Source organism: Enterococcus sp. M190262 (assembly GCF_005843965.1).
Lineage (GTDB): Bacteria > Bacillota > Bacilli > Lactobacillales > Enterococcaceae > Enterococcus_D > Enterococcus_D gallinarum.
The window spans coordinates 398,745-421,480 of the sequence record NZ_CP040461.1 but is presented as its reverse complement, the minus strand read 5'-3'; the positions used below and the strand labels follow the sequence as shown (position 1 = coordinate 421,480).

19 protein-coding genes are annotated in these 22,736 nt (G+C 40.3%); all 19 read left to right on the top strand.

What is annotated here, in order from left to right:
* The first annotated feature begins 14 nt into the window (after positions 1 to 14).
* The 19 genes from FE005_RS01875 (at position 15) to FE005_RS01785 (ending at position 22,411) form a co-directional block, all read left to right on the top strand.
* Positions 15 to 2,000, top strand: coding sequence for an ATP-binding domain-containing protein (locus FE005_RS01875; RefSeq protein ID WP_138371229.1), 1,986 nt, complete (start codon positions 15 to 17; stop codon positions 1,998 to 2,000).
* A 10-nt stretch (positions 2,001 to 2,010) separates the two neighbouring features.
* Complete coding sequence (locus FE005_RS01870; RefSeq protein WP_138371228.1) at positions 2,011 to 2,781, top strand: MerR family transcriptional regulator; 771 nt, start codon at positions 2,011 to 2,013, stop codon at positions 2,779 to 2,781.
* Positions 2,782 to 2,837: 56 nt separating this feature from the next.
* Positions 2,838 to 3,524 (top strand): M23 family metallopeptidase, encoded by a 687-nt coding sequence (locus FE005_RS01865; protein WP_138371227.1) that lies wholly within the window; start codon positions 2,838 to 2,840, stop codon positions 3,522 to 3,524.
* A 273-nt stretch (positions 3,525 to 3,797) separates the two neighbouring features.
* Positions 3,798 to 5,393: a type I restriction-modification system subunit M gene (locus FE005_RS01860; RefSeq protein ID WP_138371226.1), complete on the top strand. Its 1,596-nt coding sequence runs from the start codon at positions 3,798 to 3,800 to the stop codon at positions 5,391 to 5,393.
* Positions 5,383 to 6,621, top strand: coding sequence for a restriction endonuclease subunit S (locus FE005_RS01855; RefSeq protein WP_138371225.1), 1,239 nt, complete (start codon positions 5,383 to 5,385; stop codon positions 6,619 to 6,621). The genes FE005_RS01860 and FE005_RS01855 overlap by 11 nt, the downstream gene beginning before the upstream one ends.
* 12 nt (positions 6,622 to 6,633) lie before the next feature.
* Entirely contained in the window at positions 6,634 to 9,783 is a 3,150-nt protein-coding gene (locus tag FE005_RS01850) for a type I restriction endonuclease subunit R (protein WP_138371224.1), read from the top strand.
* A 67-nt stretch (positions 9,784 to 9,850) separates the two neighbouring features.
* Positions 9,851 to 10,774: a DUF5655 domain-containing protein gene (locus FE005_RS01845; RefSeq protein WP_138371223.1), complete on the top strand. Its 924-nt coding sequence runs from the start codon at positions 9,851 to 9,853 to the stop codon at positions 10,772 to 10,774.
* 232 nt (positions 10,775 to 11,006) lie between these two features.
* Positions 11,007 to 11,342: a nucleotide pyrophosphohydrolase gene (locus FE005_RS01840; RefSeq protein ID WP_138371222.1), complete on the top strand. Its 336-nt coding sequence runs from the start codon at positions 11,007 to 11,009 to the stop codon at positions 11,340 to 11,342.
* Between the two features lie 225 nt (positions 11,343 to 11,567).
* Positions 11,568 to 12,041 carry a hypothetical protein gene (locus FE005_RS01835; protein WP_138371221.1) on the top strand — a complete coding sequence of 158 codons (474 nt, stop codon included), beginning with the start codon at positions 11,568 to 11,570 and terminating at the stop codon, positions 12,039 to 12,041.
* A gap of 713 nt (positions 12,042 to 12,754) precedes the next feature.
* Positions 12,755 to 14,560: an ABC transporter substrate-binding protein gene (locus FE005_RS01830; protein ID WP_138371220.1), complete on the top strand. Its 1,806-nt coding sequence runs from the start codon at positions 12,755 to 12,757 to the stop codon at positions 14,558 to 14,560.
* Between the two features lie 32 nt (positions 14,561 to 14,592).
* Positions 14,593 to 15,573 carry an ABC transporter permease gene (locus FE005_RS01825; RefSeq protein WP_003125468.1) on the top strand — a complete coding sequence of 327 codons (981 nt, stop codon included), beginning with the start codon at positions 14,593 to 14,595 and terminating at the stop codon, positions 15,571 to 15,573.
* Positions 15,570 to 16,430, top strand: a complete 861-nt coding sequence (locus tag FE005_RS01820) for an ABC transporter permease (protein WP_138371219.1) — start codon at positions 15,570 to 15,572, stop codon at positions 16,428 to 16,430. Before FE005_RS01825 ends, FE005_RS01820 begins: the two co-directional genes overlap by 4 nt.
* Positions 16,423 to 17,586, top strand: coding sequence for an ABC transporter ATP-binding protein (locus FE005_RS01815; RefSeq protein WP_254696995.1), 1,164 nt, complete (start codon positions 16,423 to 16,425; stop codon positions 17,584 to 17,586). The genes FE005_RS01820 and FE005_RS01815 overlap by 8 nt, the downstream gene beginning before the upstream one ends.
* Positions 17,570 to 18,550 (top strand): ABC transporter ATP-binding protein, encoded by a 981-nt coding sequence (locus FE005_RS01810; protein ID WP_138371217.1) that lies wholly within the window; start codon positions 17,570 to 17,572, stop codon positions 18,548 to 18,550. Before FE005_RS01815 ends, FE005_RS01810 begins: the two co-directional genes overlap by 17 nt.
* Positions 18,551 to 18,902: 352 nt before the next feature.
* Positions 18,903 to 19,319 carry a PTS sugar transporter subunit IIA gene (locus FE005_RS01805; RefSeq protein WP_103300139.1) on the top strand — a complete coding sequence of 139 codons (417 nt, stop codon included), beginning with the start codon at positions 18,903 to 18,905 and terminating at the stop codon, positions 19,317 to 19,319.
* Entirely contained in the window at positions 19,316 to 19,786 is a 471-nt protein-coding gene (locus FE005_RS01800) for a PTS sugar transporter subunit IIB (RefSeq protein WP_081131919.1), read from the top strand. Before FE005_RS01805 ends, FE005_RS01800 begins: the two co-directional genes overlap by 4 nt.
* Positions 19,787 to 19,798: 12 nt before the next feature.
* Entirely contained in the window at positions 19,799 to 20,566 is a 768-nt protein-coding gene (locus FE005_RS01795; protein WP_060813857.1) for a PTS sugar transporter subunit IIC, read from the top strand.
* A gap of 12 nt (positions 20,567 to 20,578) precedes the next feature.
* On the top strand, positions 20,579 to 21,391 hold the full coding sequence (locus FE005_RS01790; protein ID WP_060813856.1) for a PTS system mannose/fructose/sorbose family transporter subunit IID: 813 nt from the start codon (positions 20,579 to 20,581) through the stop codon (positions 21,389 to 21,391).
* Between the two features lie 45 nt (positions 21,392 to 21,436).
* Positions 21,437 to 22,411, top strand: coding sequence for an SIS domain-containing protein (locus tag FE005_RS01785; protein ID WP_081131921.1), 975 nt, complete (start codon positions 21,437 to 21,439; stop codon positions 22,409 to 22,411).
* The last annotated feature ends 325 nt before the right edge of the window (positions 22,412 to 22,736 follow it).

Below are 22,736 nucleotides of genomic sequence, written 5' to 3'. Positions count from 1 at the left end.
AGGTGGTTTAAGAGATGACGATAACCAATGAAAACAGCTACTTAACAGACGTGACTAAAAAGATCACCGCGCAAATACAAGAACTTGAAACAACGGTGGATACCAATGAACAAGCCTACAAAGAAATCAAAAAATATACGGTGGATTATAAAAACGAATTAGACAAATACGAAGTCTATAATCATCAGCAGAACTTATCGTTTATCGATAAGCGGAATACCTTTGAGACCAATCGCATCGCAAAATTGTCGTATCTGCAAGAAACACCATATTTTTCTCGGATCGACTTTCAATTTGACGGGGAAGAGGAAGCCGAGAAATTTTATATTGGCAGATATGGGTTTGTCGACAATTACGGGCAGCAACTGGTCTATGATTGGCGCGCACCGATCTCTTCTTTGTATTATGATTTTCCTTTAGGGAGCGCTTATTATGAGTCGATGGGAAAGAAATTTACCGGCAGCTTGCAATTGAAGCGACAATTTGACATCAAGAATGGCACAATCCGTTTCTTGGTAGACAGCAACGACGCCTTGAACGACGAATTTTTGATCAATGAACTGAGTAAGCACACGACCAAAGAGATGAAAACCATCATTCACACGATCCAAAAGGAGCAAAATGAAGCGATCAGAGATTCCAAAACAAGAAATCTACTGATTCAAGGGGTTGCCGGTTCTGGAAAAACTTCCATCGCATTGCATCGGATCGCCTACCTGCTTTATCAAAAAAGAGCAGAACTCGCCGCATCGGAGGTGTTGATTTTATCTCCCAATGAGGTCTTCTCTGATTACATTTCCACTGTGTTGCCTGAATTAGGCGAGGATGATCTCTTTCAATCAGATATCACACAGTTGATGCAGCCATTGATGGGTGAATCACTGGTGATTGGTGATCGTCAAGAGGAAATCGCTGAAATCCTCAGCAAGCCTCAATCGAAAAAAGCCCACTCCTATCTCCACAAACGATCTGCGTCCTTCTTTGGGGCCATGGGTGAGTACCTCGAAACGATCCCAAAGAAGCTGTTTCGTGAAGACATAGTGATCGAGCCGGACATCCGTCTTACAAAACAGCAAATCCAAGCAGCGTTTATCAACCTTCCAACTGCAGCCCTTTGGCAGCAAATAAAAGAATTGGCCCAACGCTTGTCAAAAGAGTTGCCTGGCGATCAAAATAAATCTGCGGCATGGATTGCCCGTGAATTAAAGAAACGAACTGGAATCACTCAGCCATTGAGGGAATATGAAAAATTCCTAGCCACGCAAAAAGAAGCGTTGATCAAAGAAGAAAATACGCTTGCCTATTCCGATGCCTTCCCGTATCTCTTTTTTAAATGGAAGATCGAAGGACTGCCGATCAATCACCAAATCAAGCATCTCGTCATTGATGAAATGCAAGATTATTCTCTGCTCCAGTTTTATTTACTGGATCAATTGTTTCCCTGTCAAAAAACGATCTGCGGAGATGTTAGCCAAAATCTACTTAGGGAGGATCCGGATTTTTTGACCCAAATCCAAACAATCATTCCCGACAGCCGAGTGATTACCTTCAATAGGAGTTACCGATCCAGCTATGAAATCATGTCCTATGCCAAACGCTTTACCACCAATCAGGATCTGCAACCGGTGGAACGTCACGGCAAAGCAGTGGCAGAGATCCACCTAACGAAAGAGCAAGACAAATGGATGGAACTTCGGCAGCAGATTGCTTCTTTTCAACAATCGTCGTATCGAACCTGTGGCATTATCTGTCAGAGCGAAGCCGCAATGACTGCGATCAAACAGCAGCTTGTTGAGGTCCCCTTGACTTGCCTGACAAAAGAGACAAAAGCAATGGCAGAAGGAGTAATCCTTACCACGCCTCAATTTGCGAAAGGATTGGAATTTGACCAAGTGATCTTGCCGGATGTCCACGCGCATCAGCTAACAAAAAAGAGCAACCTGCTTTATACTAGTTGCTCTCGGGCGCTGCATGAACTAACATTGTTAGTAACAAGCTAGGAGGGGGAGAATGAAGACCTATAGCACTTCCGAAGTTGCCAAAATCGTTGGCTTTCACCCAAATACCATTCGCCGCTATGAAGAATGGGCATTGATCCCCACGCCGCTGCGCAAGCAGAATGGCTATCGGATCTACACTGACTACCATCTAGAATTGATCAAAACGGCGCGCATCGCTTTCCAGATTGAAGTTCTTCAGTCTGGGCTGCGAGAGCGGATGCGAGAGATGATCAAAGCATTAGCAAATTACGACTTTGATCACGCACAAACCTTGTTGGATCAGTATATCGTCGCGGTCGATCAAGAAATCGCGCAAGCCGAAGAAGCCATCCACATCGTGGAACATTTGCTGAAAGGAGAGCCCGCAGACCGGAAGCTTTCCCTCAAGCGTAGAGAAGCAGCGGATTACTTAGGTGTCACCACCGATGCACTACGGAATTGGGAATTAAACGGACTTCTTACCTTAAAGCGCAGTCGGAATGGGTACCGTATTTATGAAATGGACGACTTGAACCGCTTGAAAATCATTCGGATTCTACGCTCTGCCAACTATTCATTAGAAGCCATCTTGCGATTACTCAATTCTCTGGATCAATCGCAGGAACCAGACATTAAGTCTGTTCTAAACCAACCCGATCCCGACGAAGACATCATTTCTGTCTGTGACCGTTTGATTGCATCCTTAGAAAAAGCCAAAGAAAACGCCCTCGGATTAACAGCCAAGATCAAGCAATTACAGAAACTCTCTACAACGCTAGAAAGCCCTCCCGCCAGCCATTGAACACTGTTGAAAAAAATGCACCGAGAGGAACCATCTGTAGAATTGGAGGAAGAACCATGGATCCATTCAAAAGCCCCATCCGCATCGAGTTTCCCTTAAGGGGAGAGTGGCAAGCCCCCACGACCCCTGTCAAACGCGTCCCCAGTCATGGAACCAATCGTATGGGAATGAGGTATGCCTTTGATTTTGTCCAAGTCAATTGGAATAAGCCCCATAAGCCGTTTTATGACACCTCTTTTGCCAGATATTTCCTATCCGGTGTACCATTAGCGAACTGTTACTGTTGGGGTCAACCAATCTACGCCCCATGTGATGGTGAAGTCATTGCTGTGGTTGACGGTATTCCTGAACGGCAAACCGTTCATTGGATATCCGACGGAGCTCTCGCAATCAAAAATGCCCGCACCTTTAATGAATATCAAGACGATTTTAGCCAAATCGCTGGCAACTATTTAATCGTGAAACACGCCCCACAAGTCTATCTCGCTTTCGTTCATTTGCAGACCAATTCCATCGCTGTAGCTGTCGGTCAACAGTTGCAAAAAGGCGAGTTTCTAGGAAACGTCGGTCACTCTGGCAACTCCACCTCGCCTCATTTGCACTTTCAAGTCATGGACAGCGACGACATTGCCCATGCCAAAGGCTTACCCTTCGTCTTCGAGAAGTATGAACTCTATCAGGATAATCATTGGGAAATGGTCTATGATCAATGGCCTTCGGATACGGATCGGGTGAGGTTTTGAGGGGAAAGAGGCCTTTTCCCAATTGAGGCATCTCATTTCTCTTAATTATCTGTTTGCTTATCGAACGTATGTTTCTTATAATAGGGATGTATCTCTATGCAACATTTCTATCGCTGGAGGGTTACTTGATAGGGATAGAGAAGACATTTTTGATAACATAATGAATAAAAATTAAAGAAAGCATAAAAAGAAGAAATTACCCGAAACTTCTTCTTTTTGTGCTTTATAGTGATAAAATTAGGAAAAAGAACGAAATATAGGAGTGTGCATGTAGTGGGGCAAGAATTGAATCAGCGTCTATTTAGTGCAGCGGACAATCTTCGCAGCAAAATGGATGCATCAGAATATAAAAACTATCTTTTAGGCTTGATTTTTTACAAATATCTTTCAGATAAATTATTACAACAAGTTGTTTTATTAGCAGATGAATCCTTAGAAGAATATGATGAAGTCGAGAAGCAGACGAAATTGTATCAAGCGTTACTGGCAGATGAAGATTCAAGAGAAGATTTGTTAGCAACGATTGTGGATACTTTAGGTTATGAAATCGAACCCAATCGCTTGTTTAATGTCTTAGCTGATCAAGCAAAACAAAATATCTTTCAGTTAAATGATTTGAACAAAGGGTTTACCGAGCTGTCATCAAAATTTGAGCAATTTAATGGGTTGTTTGATGATGTCGATTTACAATCAAAAAAACTTGGTTCGGATGACCAGCAACGAAATGTCACAATAACTGAAGTATTAAAGAAACTGAATGATATTGATGTATTGGGACATGACGGCGATGTGATTGGAGATGCTTATGAATTTTTGATCAGCCAATTTGCTTCCGAAGCGGGAAAGAAAGCTGGTGAGTTCTACACACCAAAAAAGGTTTCTGAAATGATGGCGCAAATTGTAACTATTGATCAAGAAGAAAAAAAATTATTCAGCGTTTTCGATCCGACAATGGGATCAGGCTCTTTAATGCTGAATGTACGGAATTATTTGAAATATCCTGAGAATGTCAAGTATCACGGTCAGGAAATGAATACCACAACTTTTAATTTAGCAAAAATGAACCTAATTCTTCATGGTGTAGACGCAGAAGATATGAATTTGAGAAACGGCGATACGCTTAATAAAGATTGGCCTACTGATGAGCCCTATTTATTTGATTCAGTAGTGATGAATCCTCCATATTCAGCGAAATGGTCAGCAGATGAGACCTTTTTAGATGATTCCCGATTTAACCGATATGGAAAACTAGCGCCAAAATCTAAAGCTGACTTTGCTTTTCTTCTTCATGGTTTTTATCATTTAAAAGATTCTGGAACGATGGCAATTGTCTTGCCTCATGGTGTGCTGTTTCGTGGTGCAGCTGAAGGGTTTATTCGAAAGAAATTACTCGAAGATGGTAGCATCTATGCAGTCATTGGCATGCCAGCAAATCTTTTCTTTGGCACATCGATTCCAACAACAGTGATTATTTTGAAAAAGAATCGTGAAACACGGGATGTCTTATTTATTGATGCTAGCAATGAATTTATTAAAGGAAAAAATCAAAATAAATTATCAGTCGAGAACGTAGAGAAAATTGTTTCGACTTACAAAAACAGAGCAACTGAAGATAAATATGCTTATTTAGCCAGTTTTGATGAAATAAAAGAAAATGATTTTAACTTAAACATTCCTCGCTATGTTGATACATTTGAAGAAGAAGAAAGTATTGATATGAAGAATGTAGGGAATGAAGTCAAACAGATTCGCCAAGAAAAGCACGCATTAGAAAAAGAGTTATTTTCTACCATCGCTGCTTTTGAGACAAATGATGAAAATAAAGAATGGCTTCAAGGTGCGTTAGAGGTGTTTAAACATGATGAATAAGAATAAACCAGAAATTCGCTTCACAGGATTCACTGAAGAATGGGAACAGCGTAAGTTGGGAAATGTTACAGAAAAAATTGGCAGTGGAAAAACTCCAAAAGGAGGAAATGCTACTTATCAAACTGAAGGTGTACCATTAATTCGGTCTCAAAATATATTTAATAACAGATTCAATCAAAATGATGTTGCATATATTTCAAAAAAAACAGACGATGAAATGAAAAATAGTAGAGTTTATACGGGAGATATACTTTTAAACATAACTGGGGCATCCATTGGTCGAAGTGCAGTTTACAGACAAAAAATGGCGGCTAATGTAAATCAACATGTATGTATTATTAGGCCTAAAAAAGAATATTATTCTGATTTTATCCAACTAAATATTAGTTCCAGTAAAGGTCAAAGAGAAATTGACTTGAACCAAGCTGGTGGTGGAAGAGAAGGTTTGAATTTCCAACAAATTTCCAAAATGTCCTTTTTCTATCCATCTGTTGAAGAACAACAAAAAATCGGCACTTTCTTCAAACAACTAGACGATACTATCGCTCTTCATCAGCGCGAGCTAGAGCTACTAAAAGAAACCAAAAAAGGATTTTTACAAAAAATGTTTCCCAAAGAAGGAGAAAAAGTTCCAGAAATTCGTTTCCCGGGATTTACTGAAGAATGGGAACAGCGTAAGGTTTTTGAAATTTCAAAAGTTACTTATGGTGGTGGTACCCCTAAAACTAATACAAAAGAATTTTGGAACGGTAACATTCCATGGATTCAAAGTAGCGATTTAGAAATTAACAGATTATTTAATGTTTCTCCTAAAAAGAAAATTACGAATGAAGCTGTTAAAAAATCTGCAGCAAAAATTATTCCTCCTAACTCAATTGCGATAGTTACACGAGTGGGGGTTGGTAAATTAGCATTAATGCCTTTTGAGTATGCTACTAGCCAAGATTTTTTATCACTTTCAGAGTTACAAATAGATTCATATTTTGGAATCTTCTCTTTATATTCTATGCTTCAAAAAGAGCTTAAGAATATACAAGGAACATCTATTAAAGGAATGACTAAGTCAGATTTATTAGAGAAAAAAGTGACTATTCCAAAAAAATATGAAGAACAACAAAAAATCGGTAACTTCTTTAAACAACTCGACGACACTATCGCTCTTCATCAGCGCGAGCTAGATTTGCTAAAAGAAACCAAAAAAGGGTTTCTGCAAAAATTATTTGTCTAAGGAGGTGTGGGAATGAAAATAAATCATCGTGACGAAGCCGAAGTAGAAAGTCACCTGATTCATATATTAGGCGAAGGACACAATCAATGGGTCTACCGACCAGAGTTAAAGACAGAAGCTGATTTGTGGCAAAATTTGCGTGAGAAGATCACGCATAATAATCTTTCAGAAATTGGTGATCATCCTTTAACTGATAAAGAATTTGAAACCATTAAAACAGAATTGCTATTGAAAACTCAAACGCCCTTTGATGCAGCGAAATGGTTAAAGGGAGAAAATGGTATTGCTCGAATCAAGATTGATCGTGAAGATACTTCTTTAGGATCAATCTCGCTGATTCTTTATTCCAACCAAGACGTAGGTGGGGGCTTGTCGACGTATGAAGTTGTGAATCAAATTGCCAAACAAGGTAGTAGTGCGGACGCACGTGACCGTCGTTTTGATGTGACATTATTAATCAGCGGCTTGCCGATTGTTCAAATTGAATTGAAACAGGTCACAGCAAAAGACGGTGTTTTTCAAGCCTTTAACCAAATAAAAAAATATGCTGAAGAAGGTGTCTTTCGTAATAACATCTTTTCAACGCTTCAATTGTTTGTTGTCTCAAATGAACAAACGACGCGCTATTTTGCCAATGCAATGCCTAAAGACATGCATCGGAAATTTTTGTTTAGTTGGCGGACAAGAGACAACAAAAAAGTAGATAATCTTTATGAATTTTGTAAGCAAGTGTTGAATATCCCAGATGCCCATCGGCTTATCGCTAATTACACGATTGTGAGCGAAGATCAAGACAATAAAACCTTAATGGTCTTACATCCCTATCAGGTACATGCGATAGAGGCATTATTTATGGCGGCCAATAAGCACCAATCCGGCTATGTTTGGCATGCAACTGGTTCAGGAAAAACGTTGACAAGTTTTGTTGCAACTAAACTTTTAGCGCGCAAGTCTGGTATTGATCGTACGATTATGTTGGTGGATCGCAAAGACTTAGATAATCAAACAACCAATGAATTTACAAAATTTGCCTCAGAATTTAATACAGGAATATCTTCTGGGGATGCGAAAGCCAATAGTTTAATTGTGGGAACTGGCAATGCAAAAGAGCTAGGCAAAACACTTTTGGCTGATGCAAATGCCAATGTAATCATTATTACCACCCGTCAAAAGCTAGATGCAGCTTTGAAATATGCCAAAAAACAAGAAGCCAAAAATGGAACCAAGCGATTTGAAAAGCTGATCGGTCAACATATTGTTTTTGTCGTGGATGAATGCCACCGCGCTTTAAGTGCTGAAAATATGGAGGAAATCAAGCAGTTCTTCCCAAACTCTACTTGGTTCGGCTTTACAGGAACGCCAATTTTTGAAGTGAATAAGAAGCAGGCCCAAGGACAATTGGCTCGTACTACTCGAGATCAGTATGGAGATGTTTTACACACCTATACAATCAAAAATGCCTTAGAAGATGGTTCAGTATTGGGCTTTCAAGTAGAGCATGAAAATACCATTGAACCAACCTCTCTAGATAATCGCATTCACCAGAAATTACTTGAAGTTGAAAAATATGCCAAATACTCTCCAGAACAAATCAATTTGGTTGTGGATAATATGGATCAAATGAAAAAGGAGAGTTACATTGAGCCGATTGTTTATGAATCAGAGGAGCATATTCAGAAAGTGATCCATAAAATCTTTCGTCCTAATAATGCCTATACAAAATTCGATTTTAGAAATGGACGACCAACAAAATCTGCTATTTTGACAACAAGCTCCATTGATATGGCAAAGAGATACTATCAAGCGATCAAAGAAATGACGAAAGAATCAGATTGGCTTCAAAAAGAATTCCCTGATCAACCGATTCGTGAAGGAAGAACGATGGAGGATCCGGATTTTCCGCGAATTGCCATTACATACTCTCTGGATGAGAATGCAGCAAGTGCCAAAGAAAAGCAAGATGAAATGCAGCAGATTATTTCAGAATACAATGAGTATTACCAGACAGCGTGGACAATCGCAGAAATTGAACGCTATAACGGAGATATCAATAATCGTTTGGCACGGAAACGAGCGGAATTTAAGCAATTCGGTAAGCAAATTGATTTAGTGATTGTCGTTGATCGGCTTTTAACAGGGTTTGATGCCCCTACGATCCAAACATTGTTTGTCGATCGAAATCTAGAATATGCAGGATTGATTCAAGCCTTCTCACGAACCAATCGCACATATCCTGAAAAGAGCAAAGGCTTAGTCGTTACATTTAGAAAACCAGCGACAATGGAATATAATGTGACAGAAGCTACAAAGCTATATTCAGAAGCACAAGAAGAATCCGGGTTGATTTATCCAACCTATGAAGAATCAAAAGCACGCTTTGAAAAGGCATATAAGCAATTACAAACATTTACTGTAATACCTGGAACAACTGAGAATACTCCGATAGAAACCCGAGTAGATTATGTGAAAGCTTTTCAAGAGTTGAATAAGGCTTATGAAGCATTGGTTACGTATGACAATTACAATGAAGAGATGGAACAATCAGATGTTTTAAAAGAACAGGTTTCTATCTTAGAAGAACAAGTTGGCTTTTATGAAACAATCAAGGGTTCTTTGGTAGATGAGCAAGAGGAAGAAGGAGGTATGAATTTTTCAGCTATTGAGTTTTATAGCGACAATTCAATCCGACTGTATGACATTGACTCCTCATATATTGATCAATTATTAGGTACTTATGCAGCCAATAGTTCAGATGTACGTGAAGAAATTGAGAAAGCTTTGAAGAAATTAAACAAAACTGAGTGCGTCAAAGAAGTGTATCGACAAATCTTGAATGCCATAGATTCCGGAGAGCTTGATGTGAAAGAAGATATTTTTGCCATCAAACGACGCTTCTTTGTGCAAGCAAGAGATCAAATGATTCATGCGTTCTCAAATGAATGGAATGTTTCGGCAAATGAACTTCATTATTCAAGTATTCAATACGTTGTTGGAGAGGACCCAATTCCTAATATGAAAGGGATTATCCAAAGTAAAGATTTTGAGGCCTACAAAGAAAAACATCCAACCGCGAAGCCATTCCAATACCCGCAACAAATGAAGCGAGCATGGAGAACAGTGTTGGATGAAACCTTGATCCCTCTAGAAAATGAACTAAGGTAGGTAAAGAATTAAGAGATAGTAATTGAAGTAGCTGGTTTTTATCCTTCTGAAAAGGTGGTTGAGTTATTTGGCGCTTTATCAATTGAGCAACCTGAAAATGAAAGAAATTAAAGAAGAAGTTTTTGCTAAAGAAAAGCAATTGCAAGAACTCATTGAGGAAAACTTAGAATCATTATTTAATTTGGACTTTGTTGCTTCAGAATTTACTGTAGGTAATTTTCGGTTAGATACGGTAGCTTATGATTCTGATACTAAAAGTTTTGTAATAATTGAATATAAAAAAGGAAAACGATACAGTGTAATTGATCAAGGGTATGCCTATCTTAATACTTTGTTGGCTCATAAGGGCGATTTTGTTTTAAAGTACAATGAGTATTATCCAAATCAGTTAAAAAAAATTGCTGATATTGATTGGTCACAGACTCGTATTATTTTTGTGGCAAATGAATATACAGAGTATCAATATGGAGCAATTAATAACCCTAAGCTACCAATAGATTTAGTAATTGCTAAAAAATATAAGAATGATCTTGTTACTATTGAATCCTTAACAAAAACAAGCAATATAAATTCGTCTAAACAAAATGATGACGAAGCATTAGAACGTGGATTGTCAAAAGAGATTAGGCTTTATACAGAGAAAGAGCATATGTTGAAAGGCTCAGAAGAAATTCAGGATCTCTATAAAGAATTAAAAGATATTATATTAACTTGGGATAATGATATTAAAGTAAAAGCGGTTAAGCATTACAATTCATTCAAGTTAAAGCGAAATATTGTTGATATTCAAATTCAAAAAAGCTCTCTCAAGATTTGGATTAACTTGAAATCAGGTGAATTAAATGATTCACGAAATTTAGCAAGAGATGTGAGTAAAATTGGTCACTGGGGAAACGGGGACTATGAGGTCATCATGAAAAATAATCAAGAAATTGAGTATATTGCTAGCTTGATTAAACAATCATGGAAGTATCATAAATATCAAGAATAGAAGTAAGTAGTGTTAGACAGAAATCTAAAAAGAATAGGTTTACTCATATTTATCAGAAAGCTACGGCGATATTTCAAACTAATTTTATAATGCCAACTATCTTTTAAGCTTCAAGAAAATCCTAGATAGAAAATGAAGCCGAGAAAGTAAAAACGTTATTCGCTAATGAATCTATCCGACATGCTATCTCAAAAGAGCAAGGTAGCTATTCATTAGAGCAAAAGGAGAAAATATGATTCATGAAGAAACCTCCATGGCGCTAATCAATAAATTTCGTGATGAACGGAATTGGCGTCAATTTCATAATGAGAAAGATTTGGCGCTTTCGATTTCCATCGAAGCCGCAGAGTTGCTGGAGATCTTTCAATGGAAGTCTTCGGAAGAGGCGCTGAAAGATTTTGAGCATCTTAAAGAAGAAATTGCCGACGTGTTGATCTACAGTTATATGCTGGCGGATAATCTAAAGCTAGATATCGATGAGATCATCAAAGAGAAATTGCAGAAAAATGCGGTGAAATATCCGGTGGAACAAAGCAAGGATTCCAAGAAGAAATACCGGGAGTTGTGAGTAACAGTTTTGATATAAGAGACCAGAAGCAGGATGTTTCTGGTCTCTTTTTGTGTAGAGGGAATCACGCTAGAAGTAACATTTACATAGTATTATTTATGTTGATAAATCCAATGAAATAGAGTTGCAGACAATGAAAAATTAGTTTAACTTTTTGATAAATTATATAGTTTGATATTAAATATTTATGGTATGTTGAGATTATAATTCAAAAGGAGGAAGTAGATGTTAAAGAAGTTTAGACCAAAGAACAATGCTCAGTATTGTTTATCAGAAATTTTATTTGATTTCTATACAAAAAAGAATCAAAGAAAAGTGGTGAAAAATATCTTATACACGCATGTAAAACAAACACGCACAAAAGAAGAGTTAGTAGAACTGATTGATAGGGTTGCGGAAGAAGATGCGTTTATTTTGCGATTTTGGAGAACACGTTTTTCTAATACAGAGAAAGATCTGCTTACATCATATGACAAAATGTCCTACTCGATGTCTGCGTTATCGATTATCTTAGCTATGTTGGCTTTGACATTCGAAATAAAAAGTCCAGAATTCACATTACCTGTGTTTTTGTTGTTGGTTCTCATTGCTGGGTATTACTTGCGTATTCCTTTTAATAAAGAGAAGGATAAATATTTGACTGTGATTTACTTATTAGACGAAGCACTGCGAAAGAAGGAACAAAACAAAGACCAGTAACTGTTCTGCGGTTTGTATTCATAAAAGAAGAGTAGCAAGTTCTGTACATCCGTTTGTTTTTTGTTAAAGCAATAGAAATATCAAGGATAATCTCCATATTTCAATAAAATACTGCCATATTTTGAATGTTATGTTCGTTTTTCCTTTGATGTTCGCTTGCAACCCCTTCCAAAATCGGCTACACTTATAACCGAATAGAAACCAAAAAAATAGGCACCTCGCAACTCTGTTGGCGCAGAGCAGCGAGGCCCTGATCAGTCAGACCTTTAACCAAGATGACCAATCAAGTTGCCATAGTTGAACGCCATCGGCATCAACGTGTTTATTGTACCCAAAATTTCCCTTCTTTTCTAGTAGTGGGGTGTTTTTTTGGTAAATTTTCGCGGGATGCTAGACGCTTATTTTGCTATGTCAAAGGCATTGGACCGTCTTGTCCGATGCCTTTTTTGTTGTCTAAACATTCATGCGCAGAATCGTTTTTGACAAATAGCAGGCATAAAAGTCTCGTAATGATAATGCTTACTGATAAATAGGTAGTCATAGTTGAAAATAGTAAGTCGTTACATTCGTCGGGTGAACAATCCTTCTATCCTAGGTCCAGAAGTTGGCAAGCCTTGGTTTCTATTCACCTATGGTTGATCCGATAGTTATTGGAGACAATCCGTCAATCGTTATCGGATCAACAGGGATCATATTAGCTGAGGAGTGAACACATGAAAAAATTCAAAGGGCTGGTTTGCTTGGCTGCATTATTTCTCTTAACGGCCTGTGGAGAAGAAACGAAGGAGACCGATCAAACAGCGCAGGACTCTCAAACATTAGTGATTAATGGCGATTATGTTGTTCCGCCAACTGCCCATGGCAATCCCTATATTAGTGGTTTTATTGGTGGTGGGATTGAACCTTATGTGCAAGAAGCGTTGTTTTCATTCACCCCGGTAGGTGAAGGCGGCGAGAATTTCAAGCCTAGGCTAGCTTCGAGTTACAGCATTGATCAAAATGTGATCAATATCACACTGAAGGAAGGTATCAAATGGAGTGATGGCAGCGACATCACTGCTCAAGATGTCCTCACCAGCTACCAAATGTGGGTTGGTAAGAAACAGATTTGGGAATTTTTAGAGAAAATTGAAGTCCCGGATGAGCAAACAGTGGCGTTTCATTTCAAAAATGAAAGTCACTTGATGCTGAATCTACTGACTGATGTAAAGGTAGCTGCTCGTTTCGAGGAATACGGTGATTGGGCACAGCAATATCAAGGCATCGCTGATGCACAACGGGAATGGCATGATGAGACCAATACGTATTGGTTTTCAGAAGCAGGAAATGAACAATTACAAATCCTTAATGAAGAATTGGAAGGATATATGCCGCAAGTGACAGATATGGTTGGTTCGGGCGCATTTACGATTGCTAATCTTTCTACAAGTGAAGCAGTCTTGGAGAAGAATGAACACTTTTATCAGGAGACTAGCATCGACTCATTAACAATTATTCGCGCTGTCACACCTGAAGTAGCAGCCAATAGTATGATCGATGGGACTCTCGATATGCACAGTGGCGGTATGACAGAAGATTTGATTCGCCAAGTTGAAAGTAAGTTGGACTATTTTACTGAATTTTATTTACCAGAGTATTCACAAATGTCCGTAGTTTTTAATGTAAAGCAGGCTTTTGCCCAGGAGCTGGCTTTCCGCGAAGCTGTGGCCTATTTGGTGAATCCTGATGAAATTCTACCGTTAGCAGAAGTCGGCAGTATGCCAAGTGAGATGGGGAGTACAGGATTGCCGCTTTCTTTACAAGAAGTTTATGGATTGACAGATTGGGTGCAGTCGGAGCTCACCGCACGAGAATACAATGTTGAGCAAGCGGAAGCTGTCTTATTGGCAGCTGGTTGGACAAAAGAAGATACCTGGATCGATGCGCAAGGAAATAAAGTGGCCTTTGATTTTGCTTGCAATAATGGCTGGGGTTCAGCTTTATTGCCGGGAGAAGCGATCGTTAATGAATTGAATAGTTTTGGCTTTGATGTGACATTTTTGCCAATGGAAGGCGCTTCTTATGATGCGTATTTGAGAAATGGAGAGCACACCGTTGCTATCGAATTTGCCCCGCCTTCTAATATTCTTTATGCCAATCCTTATGGAACGTATGAACAATTATATAAGGGCCGCAGTTGGCTATTCGGGCTTGAAACGGAGCCAACAGGAGAATTATACTTGACCAACGCTCAAGGGAAAGTTGATGTGATCGCTTTAACGAATCATCTGTTTGACAGTGAGGGAGACGATTTTATTGCGACCACCAAAGAATTGATGGCAGTGACAAATGAGCATATCTTGTTTATCCCTTATCTAGAAAAAGGTTTTCCCGTGCGTGTCCTTAATCCGGCTATCGACTTTCAAGTTCCTGCAAACCAATTGGTTCAAGACCCACGCTTTATTGGCGTTGGTGAATCAATGTTTTCTTCATTGATTGCGGAAGGAACGCTGCGAAAGAGCATGGGAATCACTGATTAAACAAATAGACTGGAAGGAGGCGTGTATAAGAAATGAAGAAATTAGCGAATGTTTTCTTTACGATAACCGCAGGCGTCTTTATGACTTTTTTGATTATCAAAATCATGCCTGGCGATCCAGTAACGATTTTGGCAAATGAGCTGCGAAGTACGCAAGGAATCTCAGAAGCGGATGCTATGAGCCGAGCGATCAGTATGCTGAATTATGATCCATCTCAGCCATTGCTGCAGCAAATCGGCCATTTCATTCTGCAGCTCTTAAAAGGAGACCTAGGCACCTCGATCCGTTTTCGGACGCCTGTTTTATCCATTGTTTTAAGTGCATTGCCTTGGACGCTTTTTTCAGCTGGCGTGGCTACTATTCTTTCTTACATGGCAGGCACACGAATCGGTTTGATGGTTGCATGGTCCAAGAATAAACGCTTAAATACGGTGACAGAAACACTGACCTCCATGGTTGGCTCGTTTCCGGATTACCTCATTGGTTTCTTCTTGGTCTCTTTGTTTGCCGTGCAGCTTGTCTGGCTGCCGAGCCGCGGTGCCTATGGATCACAAGTGACGGTTGGTTTGAACCTTCCGTTTCTCATTAGTGTAGCACGTCATGGGATATTGCCTATCAGCGCCATTTTTGTTGTTTATTTGGCGAACTGGATTCTGAATATGCGGGGAAGTGCTATGAATGTTATGCACCAAGAATACATCAAGTATGCACGTGCGCGTGGTTTGAGTGATGGTGTGATCCGCAAGAAATATGTCGGAAAGAATGCTCGCTTACCCATGATTACCACATTAGGAACGACTTTTGGTCTTTTATTAGGCGGTGCGCCTTTGATTGAGAACATCTTTTCTTATCCAGGATTGGGCTATTACTTGAACACAGCTATTGCGGTGCGTGATATTCCTTTGATGCAGGGGATGTTCTTTATGATCATTGTCACAGTAGTTGGTGCCAATGTCATTGTAGATACATTGTATGGCTATTTGGATCCTCGATTAAGGAGGCAGACAGAATGAAACAATTGTCTTCTTTTATCAAAGTGATTCGTGCAAATCGTCAAGCGGCTGTTGGAATGTATTTATTATTGATTCTAGTTGGTTTCGCTCTTTTGGGGCAATGGCTGATTGGCGACTTGCCCGCAGATTATACCAATCGATTATTAGGTCCCTCTTTGCAACATCCTTTAGGAACCGATTTTACTGGTAGAGATACATTGTTGCAGTTTATTTTAGGAACGAGGGATGTCGTCCTAATTGCATTATTTTCAGGTTTTTTCTCGATTTTGATTGGAATGTCGATTGGCATTGTTGCGGGATTTGTGGGAGGAGCAACAGATAAACTCTTGATGTTCCTCACGAATGTTGTTTTGACGATTCCTTCATTTCCTGTACTTATGGCACTTTCTTTGGTGATCAGTGCGGGAAACGTTCTGGCTTTTGGTTTTCTTTTGGCGATTTGGAACTGGGCAGGGTTGGCTCGCAGCGTTCGGAGTCAGGTCATGACATTGCGGGGAAGTGAGTACATTCTGGCTAGCCAGCTTTTGGGAATGTCCAAGGGATATATGATTCGGCAAGATATTTTACCTAGTCTCATCCCTTATATTGCAATCAATTTTGTCTTGATCATGCGGGCATCGGTTCTTGCCTCTGTCGGCTTGATGTTGCTTGGATTGGCCCCTTTCAAAGGGGAGCATTGGGGAATTATGCTGAATTTGGCAATGACCAAAACCGGTGCCATGTTTGGATCCTCAGCTGCTATTTATTTGATTACACCGATTGTTGGTATCGTTGTTTTCCAGTCAGCCTGCTTTCTTTTTTCAAAAGGACTAGAAGATGCCTTTAATCCAAGAATTAGGAGTGAGATCGATGGGTAAGATACTTGAAGCAAACCAGCTAACTATAGGGTTTCGTCGTCACGCGACTTCGAAAAGTAGATCAAAATGGCGAATCAGACGAAATTCTGACAAGCCGTCACGAAAGAATCAACTAGAAAAGCCGGCAGGTTCAAACGCGCATGGGGAACGAGGGGTAACAGAAGCTTCGAAGATACTTTTGAAGCAGATGGATCGTGGAATGATCAATGCGGTGGATCAAGTAACGTTAACGATTGAAAAAGGAGAGATTCTGGGAATCATTGGTGAGAGCGGCAGCGGAAAGTCCACATTGGCTTTTGGCCTTTTAAACTTGATTGATGAGCCAGGAGAAATACTGGCTGGACAAGTATATTATTGGCAATCTGGGGAGGCAGTTGACTTTCTTTCCTTGCCTTCACAAGAAGGGAATCGTTACCACTGGCGGGAGATCGCAACGGTTTTCCAGGCGGCACAAAGTGCGTTGAATCCGATTTTAACAGTAGAAGAACATTTCTATGAAACAGCAGCAGCCCATCAAAAAACGGGCGGCACCCCACTGGATGCCAAAATCAATGACTTGCTGCAATATGTGCGATTAGATCAAGGAGTCAGAAAAATGTACCCCTTTGAATTAAGCGGCGGGATGAAACAGCGAGTGCTGATTGCATTAAGTTTGCTGCTTGACCCGCAGGTGATTATTCTTGATGAACCTACGACAGCGTTGGACGTGATTACTCAATGGTATATTCTGGCTATTTTGCGGAAAATCAATCAAGAAAAAGGAATTACGATTGTTTTTCTTACCCATGATCTATCGATTGTTAGTTCAATGGTAGACCGTATTGCTGTGATGTATGCTGGACAACTGGTAGAAGTAGGCGAGGTGAGTGCCGTCATGACGCATCCTGCCCACCCATATACCAACGCTTTACTGGCGGCAATTCCTAGCTTGACGGATGCCATTGATACACGTTCTTCGATTCAAGGAGTGGCTTTTGATTTAGCTAAAGCGGACGCTACCTGCCGCTTTAAAGAACGATGCTCTTTCGCATCGCGCATTGCTTGTGATGGCAGCGAGGAGACTTGTCACAAGCTTTTTCCTGTTAGTAACCAACAAGCTGCGCGATGTATCCACTTCAAACAAGTACAGGAGGAAGACCATGAGTCCATTACTTGAATTAGTAGCTGTCCACAAAGCTTTTTCACCAAATGAGCCGGCGATTCTCAGAGGGATCAATTTGTCGCTTGCTTCAGGAGAAAGCTTGGCATTAGTAGGAGAAAGCGGCTGTGGCAAGACGACATTAGGAAAGCTGATCACGGATCTCCATCAACCTACAGCGGGAAAGGTACTTTATAAAGGTCAAGACTTGCGCACGATGACAAAGAAAGAATATCAGGCGTATCGCCTCAAAGTGCAAATGATCCAGCAAGATTCCTTTGCGGCACTTAACCCTTACAAAACGATTTTTCATTCACTGCAAGCAGCGATGCGAAAGCATGGATTCGCTAAGGATCAGAATGAAGCGCGAAGGAAAGTGCATGGGCTATTAGCCGATGTCGGGTTATTTCCTACAGAACAGTTCATTGATAAATACCCGCATCAGTTAAGCGGCGGACAACGGCAACGTGTACTGATTGCACGGGCATTATCTGTAGAACCAGAATTGATCGTGGCAGATGAACCTGTTTCAATGGTAGACGTGTCTCTAAGGATCTCCTTGTTGAAGTTGTTACGGAGAATGAATCAGAAGTATGGAATATCTTTTGTTTATATTACGCACGATCTTGCCACTGCCCGTTATATTTCAGATCGTGGGAAACTCTTAGTCATGTATTTAGGAGAAGTGATGGAAGTCGGTGATATTCGACAAGCCACCAATCATCCGAATCATCCATATTTTCGGGCATTAGTAGCAGCCGTCCCGCAAGGAGTCGCTAACCGGCAATACACTGTCCCAGATTTGCCTTTGAAAGGTATGGATATTCCTGACATCAAGCAATTACCAACTGGCTGCATTTTTCATCCTCGCTGCATCTACGCGACAGAAAAATGCCACATGCAAAAACCCCGATTGATCCAACAAGGGGCGGCAAAAGTTGCTTGTTTTCATCTAAAGGAGATCGAAGAAAGTTTTCAGTGATAATCATGCAGCAAACCGCAAGCATATACTCGTAAAGAAGTATTTTGTTTGATAGACAGTGATACAACATTTATCTTTTAAGAAGAGCGTCTAGACAATGATTTGCTTGTCTAGACGCTTTTTTGGTTTATCAGTTTATCAGCGGTTGGTTTGGCATCAAGTCGTTACAACAAGAGTTGCAATAAACTAGGACTTTTTTCTAATGTTTCATCCAACACTCCCACCCAACACTCTCTCAGCACACTTTTTTTCAGTGTTGAGAGCCGGCAGGATCCTTGCTATGATAGCGCTTTAGAAAGTTGGCACGCCTTTTGCTTATAAAAAGGTGTAAACAGACAGGAGGGTTAATGATATGGCAACAATCATTCTAGCAAGCCATGGAGAGTTATCTCAAGGATTAAAACAGACTGCTGCAATGATTATAGGAGATCATTCGAACATTTATGCATTATCTGCTTTTCGAGACGAAGATCAACCGATGACAGAGCAAATTCAGAATATATTAGCCAAAGTAGACTTGGCGGACACATATATTCTTACAGATATTCTTGGAGGGAGTGTCAACAACGACCTGCTGGGGGTCGTTCAAGAGCACCCCGATTTGGAACTGATCACTGGGATGAATCTTCCATTGGTGATCACACTTGCTACACAAGTCAACCGAGTCTCGCAAGAAGAATTAGCAGCTATTATTCAGGAAAGTCAGCGATCTATTGTGAATTGCAAGAAATTACTAGTCGAAGCAACAGCAGAGGAGGATGAATTATGATCAAATTAGTACGGATCGACCATCGCTTGTTACATGGTCAGGTTGTTTTTTCTTGGAGTAAGTTTTTTAATATCAACCGCATTATTGTCGCAAACGATGAAGCTGCCAATGATGAATTCAAGAAGATGTCGTTGAATCTTTCCAAACCGGCGGGCATCAAGTTAACGATTTTAGCAACGGATCAACTGATCGCTAAAATGCCTAAGATCGAACAACTCGCCGAAAACATCATGATCATTTTTGGGAATACCCATGAGACGCGGCGATTTATCGAAGCATATCCTAAAGTCAAAGAGATCAATTACGGCGGAATCATCAAAAAAGCCGGTTCAAAGCAATACAGCAATGCCATTTTTTTGACAGATGCGGAAGCAGAAGATGCGCGCAAAATGAAAGATCTGGGGATCGTGCAGTACATGCAGCAGGTACCAACCTCTAAGAAAGAGGATTTAAATACAATGCTATAAAGGAGGAAAAAAATGCTCATTCGGTCGATTGTATTAGGTTTAATTGGTGTTTTTTGTATTTTGGATTCACGGCTGTTGGGAAGGTTGAACTTTGAGCGACCTTTGATCGTTAGTACATTAGTTGGTCTAGCGTTAGGAGATTTGGAAAAAGGGTTGATTGTCGGTGCCTCATTGGAATTGATGTCTTTGGGACTTGTCAATATTGGAGCGGCAGCACCACCGGACATGAATATGGCGTCGATCATTGCGACATCTTTTGCTATTTTATCAAATGCCAATGCAGAGGCTGCATTGACGATTGCGATTCCAATCTCTGTTTTAGGACAAATGCTCGGGATTCTCATGCGAACGATTTTATCGAATTTGACACACGCGGCAGACAAATTTATTGAGCAAGGGAAGTTTAATCAAGCCCGAAGAATTCATATTTTCTATGGGACGGGCTTATACGCACTGATGTATTTCATTCCGATATTCATGGCCATTTATTTTGGCACGAACTTAGTCACACAAGTCGTTGAGGCTATTCCGCAATGGCTGACAGATGGCTTGACGGTGGCTAGTAAGATCTTGCCAGCTTATGGGTTTGCGTTGTTGCTGCAAACGATGCTGACGAAAAAAATGGTCGCATTTCTATTTCTAGGGTTCTTGATCACGGCTTATTCTGGTTTAAGTGTGACTGGAGTTGCGGCCTTTGCTTGTATTGTGGCTTTTGTCATGGTTCAAGTAGGAAATCGAGTAGGCAAGCCGCAAGACCCAGATCCATTAGATGACTTATAAGGAGGTTCATTCATGAAAAAGAAAGATCCAAATGCATGGAAATATCGTCAGTTTTTCTGGCGTTCGTGGGCGATTCAAGCGTCTTGGAACTATGAAAGACAGATGAATATGGGCTTTATGTATGGTATCGCACCGATTTTGGATGCCATCTATAAGAATCCTGAAGATGAGCAAAGAAAAAAAGAGGCCTACGAACGACACATGATGTACTACAACTGTACGCCGCAAACAAGTGCCTTTGTTCTAGGATTAGCTTCATCGATGGAAGAACAATATTACGAAGATCCAGTTAGTTTCAATCCGGAATCTATTAGTGCGGTGAAGACTTCTTTGATGGGACCTTTATCAGGGGTGGGTGATTCCTTCTTTCAAGGAACCATTCGCGTATTGGCATTTGGTCTAGGAATCAATTTGGCCCAGCAAGGCAGTATCTTGGGCCCAATCTTAGCCATGATCGTTTCCTTCTTGCCATCCTTTTTTGTGACTTATTATGGGGGCAAGATCGGCTATACCATGGGAAACAAGTATTTGGCTAAGCTTTATCAAGAAGGCTTGATGGACAAGGTGATGTACATTTGCTCCATTGTAGGATTGATGGTGATTGGCTCCATGATCGCCAGTATGATCGGGATCACGACACCGATTCAAATGAGTGAAGCATTCGTGCTACAGGATGTCTTAGATAATGTCATGCCTCAGATTCTGCCATTAGGCATCACGTTCTTGATGTATTGGCTGTTGCAGAAAAAAGTGAAAACAGGGTGGATGTTAGCAATCTGTTTGATCGGTGGGATCGTGATGAGTCTTTTAGGAATACTTGCATAAGTGAACCAACCATTTATGGTTTATGGTTAAAAATTTAAAGGAGGAATTCATTCAATGAATCCAAAACAAATTGTCCAAGAAATTGTCAAAGAGAAAGAGGTAAAATCGATTGTCTTCGTTGGCTGCGGCGCCTCTAAAGCAGACCTATATCCAGCTAAGTATTTTCTCGATCAAAATGCGAAGCAATTACGGATCAGTCATTATACAGCCAACGAATTCAATCATGCGACACCTGCTTCCCTTGATGAAACGACTGTCGTTATTTCAGCTTCTTTAGGAGGTACGACTCCTGAAACCGTTGAAGCAAATGCAGTTGCGAAAGAAAAAGGTGCCACTGTCATTAGTTTAACACGAAGCGTAGATTCACCGTTAACAAAAGATGCAGATTATGTTATCTACCATCGCTTTGCAGAAAATTATGCCGCAAAACTGGAGAAGACCGGCTTCTGTTTGGAATTGGCAGTTGAATTGCTTCATCAAATCGAAGGCTATGAACACTATGATGCCATGATGGCAGGCTTTGCTACTATCTATGATTTATCACAAAAGAGCGCCGAATCTGCCCGCAAGCAAGCAAAAGCTTTCGCTCAACGCTTCAAAGATGAACCAGTCATTTATGTGATGAGTAGCGGTGCGACCCATGAAGTGGCTTATTCCACGTCGATTTGTTTGTTGATGGAAATGCAATGGATCCACTCAGGCACATTCCATTCTGGCGAATTTTTCCATGGTCCTTTCGAGATCGTGGACAAAGATGTACCGTTTATCTTATTGATGAATGATGGAAAAACCAGAGAGATCGATGCGCGGGCATTAACCTTCTTGGAACGCTTTGATACGAAAACAGAAGTAGTCGATGCTTTAGACTATGGCTTGTCGGCTCATATCAGCAAAGAAGTGCTTGATTACTTCAACCCATTCGTGATCACCGCTGTGTTTAGAGTCTATGCAGAAGAACTTTCTGAAGCAAGAGAACATCCTTTGACGAAAAGACGTTACATGTGGAAACTAACTTACTAATAAAGAACTTACTAAAAAACGGTGATTGAAGTCAATAACCGACGAAATGATCCCAACAATCGCAAAGATGGAGGCCTCTCGTGACAGTGTCGCGAGAGGATTTGTTGGAATAGTACCATCCTTCCTGCGATTTTTCTTTGATTCGGAGAGTCGGTACAAATCTCCTTGTTGTGTCGCTGATGAGGCAGGTTCTTTGCATCGATATTTGTCGGAAAACAATTTTGCAGTCAGAATTAGCAGCGGGATTCTTGTGATAATGATCTGCTATTTTAGGAGAAATCGCTTGGTTTTTCTCAGATCAAAGCCTCAAGATAAGGTAAAATAA